This window comes from Arthrobacter sp. 35/47, assembly GCF_000520475.1.
GTDB classification, from domain to species: Bacteria; Actinomycetota; Actinomycetes; order Actinomycetales; family Micrococcaceae; genus Arthrobacter_D; species Arthrobacter_D subterraneus.
The window spans coordinates 1-4,578 of record NZ_AZHY01000354.1; the positions used below are offsets into that span (position 1 = coordinate 1).

At 63.5% G+C, this 4,578-nt stretch carries 4 protein-coding genes; all 4 read left to right on the forward strand.

Going from position 1 to position 4,578, the window contains the following annotated elements:
- The first annotated feature begins 398 nt into the window (after nt 1–398).
- Entirely contained in the window at nt 399–1,208 is an 810-nt protein-coding gene (locus tag X803_RS22445; protein ID WP_216699016.1) for a site-specific integrase, read from the forward strand.
- A gap of 805 nt (nt 1,209–2,013) precedes the next feature.
- Nucleotides 2,014–2,361: a helix-turn-helix domain-containing protein gene (locus X803_RS0100275; RefSeq protein ID WP_026543556.1), complete on the forward strand. Its 348-nt coding sequence runs from the start codon at nt 2,014–2,016 to the stop codon at nt 2,359–2,361.
- A gap of 347 nt (nt 2,362–2,708) precedes the next feature.
- Entirely contained in the window at nt 2,709–4,109 is a 1,401-nt protein-coding gene (locus tag X803_RS0100280) for a hypothetical protein (RefSeq protein WP_051470294.1), read from the forward strand.
- A 64-nt stretch (nt 4,110–4,173) separates the two neighbouring features.
- Nucleotides 4,174–4,578, forward strand: a 405-nt coding sequence (locus tag X803_RS0100285; protein WP_162149170.1) for a plasmid pRiA4b ORF-3 family protein, incomplete at its 3' end; no start/stop codon positions are given.

Genomic DNA, 4,578 nt, shown 5'->3' on the forward strand with positions numbered 1-4,578 from the left:
TGCAGCCCAGCCGATGAGTAGGTACGCAGCGCTGAACCGTCCGGAACTGAGGAACTGACGAACCAAACTCGAAAGACTAAGGAACGCAGCCGGAGATCTACTCGCGAAAACTGGCCCCTAATAGTCGCGAATCGAATAAGCACGGTCACCAGTAGAACCCGGCGAATCGCATTGGATGCGAACTGGCCGGACTTTGACACCTGTCCCCTCTCGTAAAGCCGCATGGCACGGTATTTCGTTGATTCTAGGCTCCTGACAGCCCACGCATGGGTGGCTGGACGAAGGAGTGCCCATTTGTCGTCGGGTGCGTTGAGTCTGAGAATCCGCGCCGTTGCAGGCCACTTTGCCAGCGTCTCGCATAATGTGCGAAAGTGTCGCGTGTTATGCGAGGAAAAGACGTGACCAATCAGCGCGGCCCGGCGGGCGCGGCCGTGCAGCAGATCGCCCGGAATGTGGCGCTGTTCAACCCTGCCGAGCAGGTGTTCCAAGCGATGCTGGACGGGTGGCGGAACCAGCAATTGAGCCGCAACCTTGCCTTCACGACGATCGCCCGCCGTGAGCAGGTCATCACCCGTTTCCGGTCGTTCACCGGTGAGGACCCGTGGGCGTGGACCGTAGGCGATGTGGACGAGTTCTTCATGGAGCTGCGTGCGGTGCGCTCTGCGAGCCATTCAACGCTACTGGCATACCAGAACGCCCTGCGCCTGTTCCTGGGCTACCTGACCGACCCGGCCTACGGTTGGGAGCAGGAATGCCTTGACCGGTTCGGAACCCACCCGGTGCAGGTCTGTCACGAGTGGAACACCGCCGCGCATGTCCAGGAAGCGTCCTCCCGCCCGCGCAAACGCCCGCTGACCCGCGATGAGCTCCAGGACCTGTTCGACTACGCCGATGATCGCGTCGATCACGCCCACAGACACGGACGCAAAGGCTGGATTTCAGCGTTCCGCGTGGCAACGGCCATCAAAGTCGCCTATGCGTGGGGCCTGCGCCGCAACGAGGTCCGGATGCTCGAACTGACGGACTTCGGCACCAATCCGCACGCGCCCGAGTTCGGTGGATATGGCGTTCTCTACGTCCGACACGGCAAAGCCATGCGGGGATCTCCACCCAAACGACGTAGTGTCCTGACGGTGGGTACGGCGTTCTCTACGTCCGGCACGGCAAAGCCATGCGGGGATCTCCACCCAAACGACGTAGTGTCCTGACGGTCCCCCATACCGGCTGGGCCGTTGACTGTCTTCAGCAGTGGATCGATGAGGTCCGGCCGACCGGAACCACGGACGACAGTTCATCTCTCTGGCCCACCGAGCGCAGCGGCCGGGTCACCGCTGACTCACTCACACGCGAATTCACACTCCTACGCACCGGACTCGGACTCCCAGACGGGATCGATTTCCATTCCCTGCGCCGTTCCTACGTGACCCACCTGATCGAAGACGGCTATGACGCCCTTTTCGTCCAGCAACAGGTGGGACACGAACACTCCTCCACGACGGCCCTCTATACCCGGGGTTTCCTCCGACTACCGCACCCGTACTGCGTGGGGTCTGCGCCGCAACGAGGTCCGGATGCTCGAACTGACCGATTTCGGCACCAATCCGCACGCGCCCGAGTTCGGTGGGTACGGCGTTCTCTACGTCCGGCACGGCAAAGCCATGCGGGGATCTCCACCCAAACGACGTAGTGTCCTGACGGTCCCCCATACCGGCTGGGCCGTGGACTGTCTTCAGCAGTGGATCGATGAGGTCCGGCCGACCGGAACCGAAGATGACGGCTCATCTCTCTGGCCCACCGAGCGTAGCGGCCGGGTCACCGCCGACTTCCTACGTGACCCACCTGATCGAAGACGGCTATGACGCCCTTTTCGTCCAGCAACAGGTGGGACACGAACACTCCTCCACGACGGCCCTCTATACCCGGGGTTTCCTCCGACTACCGCACCCGTACCCTGAGGGCGGCAATGAACAAGATGACCGCAGAGGCCACCGGCGCCGATGAGAGGAAGGCACCATGAAACGGCACATCGAATACTCCTGGCGGCTGCGTGAAATCATGGCCGCCCGCGGCCTGTTCAACATTTCCGACCTCATCCCCCTGCTGGTGGAACGCGGCATCGAGCTCTCCCCCTCGCAGATCTACCGGCTCGTCGGACAAAAACCCGAGCGCATGTCCATGACTCTGCTCGGAGCGCTCTGCGATGCCCTGGACTGCTCTGTCGAGGACCTATGCCAGTTCCACACCGTCGCCACCGCACAACGGAAAACCGCCGTCAACGGACCATCCTCGGAGGGACCCAAGGTGGTTGACCTGAACACGAGCATCCGACCCAAACGTGCCCGCGTCCGCCCCGCCGACTAATGCTCACACCAGGCGAAAAGCTCTGCACCCGCTGCCCGAAGCCAGCGGCCAAGCTCGGCGCGAAATGGCCCGAAGGCAGGGTCTGCCGACGCTGCTACCAACGGGCAGCCCGGACCCACGGCACATGCCCCTGCTGCGGAACCAACCGGCTCCTGCCCGGCCTGGACAGCACCGGATCCCCCATCTGCGTCACCTGCGCTGGCATCCCCGCTGATTTCCACTGCACCCGGTGTTCAGCCGAGGAGGAGCCCTACCGTGCCCGGCGTTGCGCCCGCTGCTGCCTGCAAGATCATCTAGCCGAACTGCTCGACGACGGCACCGGCACCATAGCCGCATCCCTCAAACCCTTGCATGAGGGAATCACCGCCCAACCCCACCCCCGCAGCGCGCTGACCTGGCTGCGCAACCCCGACGTCCGTAATCTGCTTGCCGCCATCGCCACGGGAACACTCCTGCCCGGCCTGGACAGCACCGGATCCCCCATCTGCGTCACCTGCGCCGGCATCCCCGCCGACTTCCACTGCACCCGGTGTTCAGCAGAGGAAGAGCCGTACCGTGCCCGGCGCTGCGCCCGCTGCTGCCTGCAAGATCATCTAGCCGAACTACTCGACGACGGCACCGGCACCATAGCTGAATTCCTCAAACCGTTGCATGAGGGAATCACTGCTCAACCCCACCCACGCAGCGCGCTGACCTGGCTGCGCAACCCCGACGTCCGTAATCTGCTTACCGCCATCGCCACGGGCACCCGGCCAATGAGCCACGCCGCCTTCGAAGACCACCCGTCACCACGCACCGCCATGCACCTGCGCGAACTCTTCATCACGCATGGACTGCTGGAACCGGAAGACCGGAACCTGCTGCACTTCGAAACCTGGCTGGACCAGCTCCTGACAGAACTCACCGACCCGAACCACCACACCCTGATCAAGCAGTTCGCCACCTGGCACCATCTGCGGCGGATGCGCCAGCTCTCCGCCGCCGGCCACCTGCGATGGGGCACCACACGCGCCGCTAAACAAGACATCTCCGTAGCCCGGGACTTCCTCCGCCACCTCTCGGAACGAGGAAGAACACCGCCCCAATGCCGGCAGACCGACATCGACCACTGGCTCGCCACGGGACCGACAACGCGCAGCACGGCAAGGACCTTCGTGCGCTGGGCGATCCGGAACAAGCATCTTCCCCGCCTCGAATACCCCTACCGGAAAGCCGCAACCAGGCCAGTCCTGGACCAGAACGAACGACTCGAGCTGCTCCGCGAAACCCTCGACAACCAGGACAGGCCGCTACACCACCGCGCCGCCGCGATCCTGTTACTCCTCTACGCCCAGCCGCTGACTCGCATCGCCAGCATGCGAACCGATCAAATCAGCCGCACTCCCGATGGCGAAACCGTCGTGATATTCGATGACCAGCCCGTACCCGTCCCCCACCCCTTCGACGCGATCCTCCAAGAGCACCTCGCACGCCGGCCGAACATGACCACTGCAGCGAACCGCGCTTCGCCCTGGCTCTTCCCCGGTTACCGCCCCGGACAGCACCTCCACCCTGGCCACCTCATGACACGGCTCCGCGACAGCGGCATCCACCTGCGCGGGGCCAGGAACGCCACCCTCCGCGCGCTGGTCCTGACCATGCCCCCACCCGTCGCCGCCCAAGCCCTCGGTTACAGCACCCAAATCACCGAACAACACGCCAAACACGCCGGCCACACCTGGGCCACCTACGCTTCCTACCGGCGATAGACGACATCCTCAACAAAGGCTCGACCTCTGCAACTGGGCAAACGTGGACTGGCAGGATGGTGATGTGACGACACAAGCCTCCCAGGAAGATGACGGTTCGATCCTGCTGCAGGTGAAAGTTTCGATCGTAGGCGCCGAACCGGCCATCTGGCGGTTGCTTGACCTCGACCCTTCGCTGACCTTGGGCGAAGTCCATGAGGTCCTCCAAACGGCTGTCGGCTGGCGGGATATTCATCTGCATTCCTTCACGGACACCGACCCTTACAAGCGGCTGCGGGCCGTCAATGGACAGGTGCCAGAACCCCGGCGCTGGGTCGCCCAGGACCTGCTTGATGACTTCGAAGAAGACCTGCTTGAGTCGGACTATGTTCTGGGTCACGTCCTCACGGCGGAGGCCGGTCCCCTGTTCTATGAATACGACTTCGGAGATGGTTGGATCCACCGCTTGGAACTCACCGGAAGTGTCCCC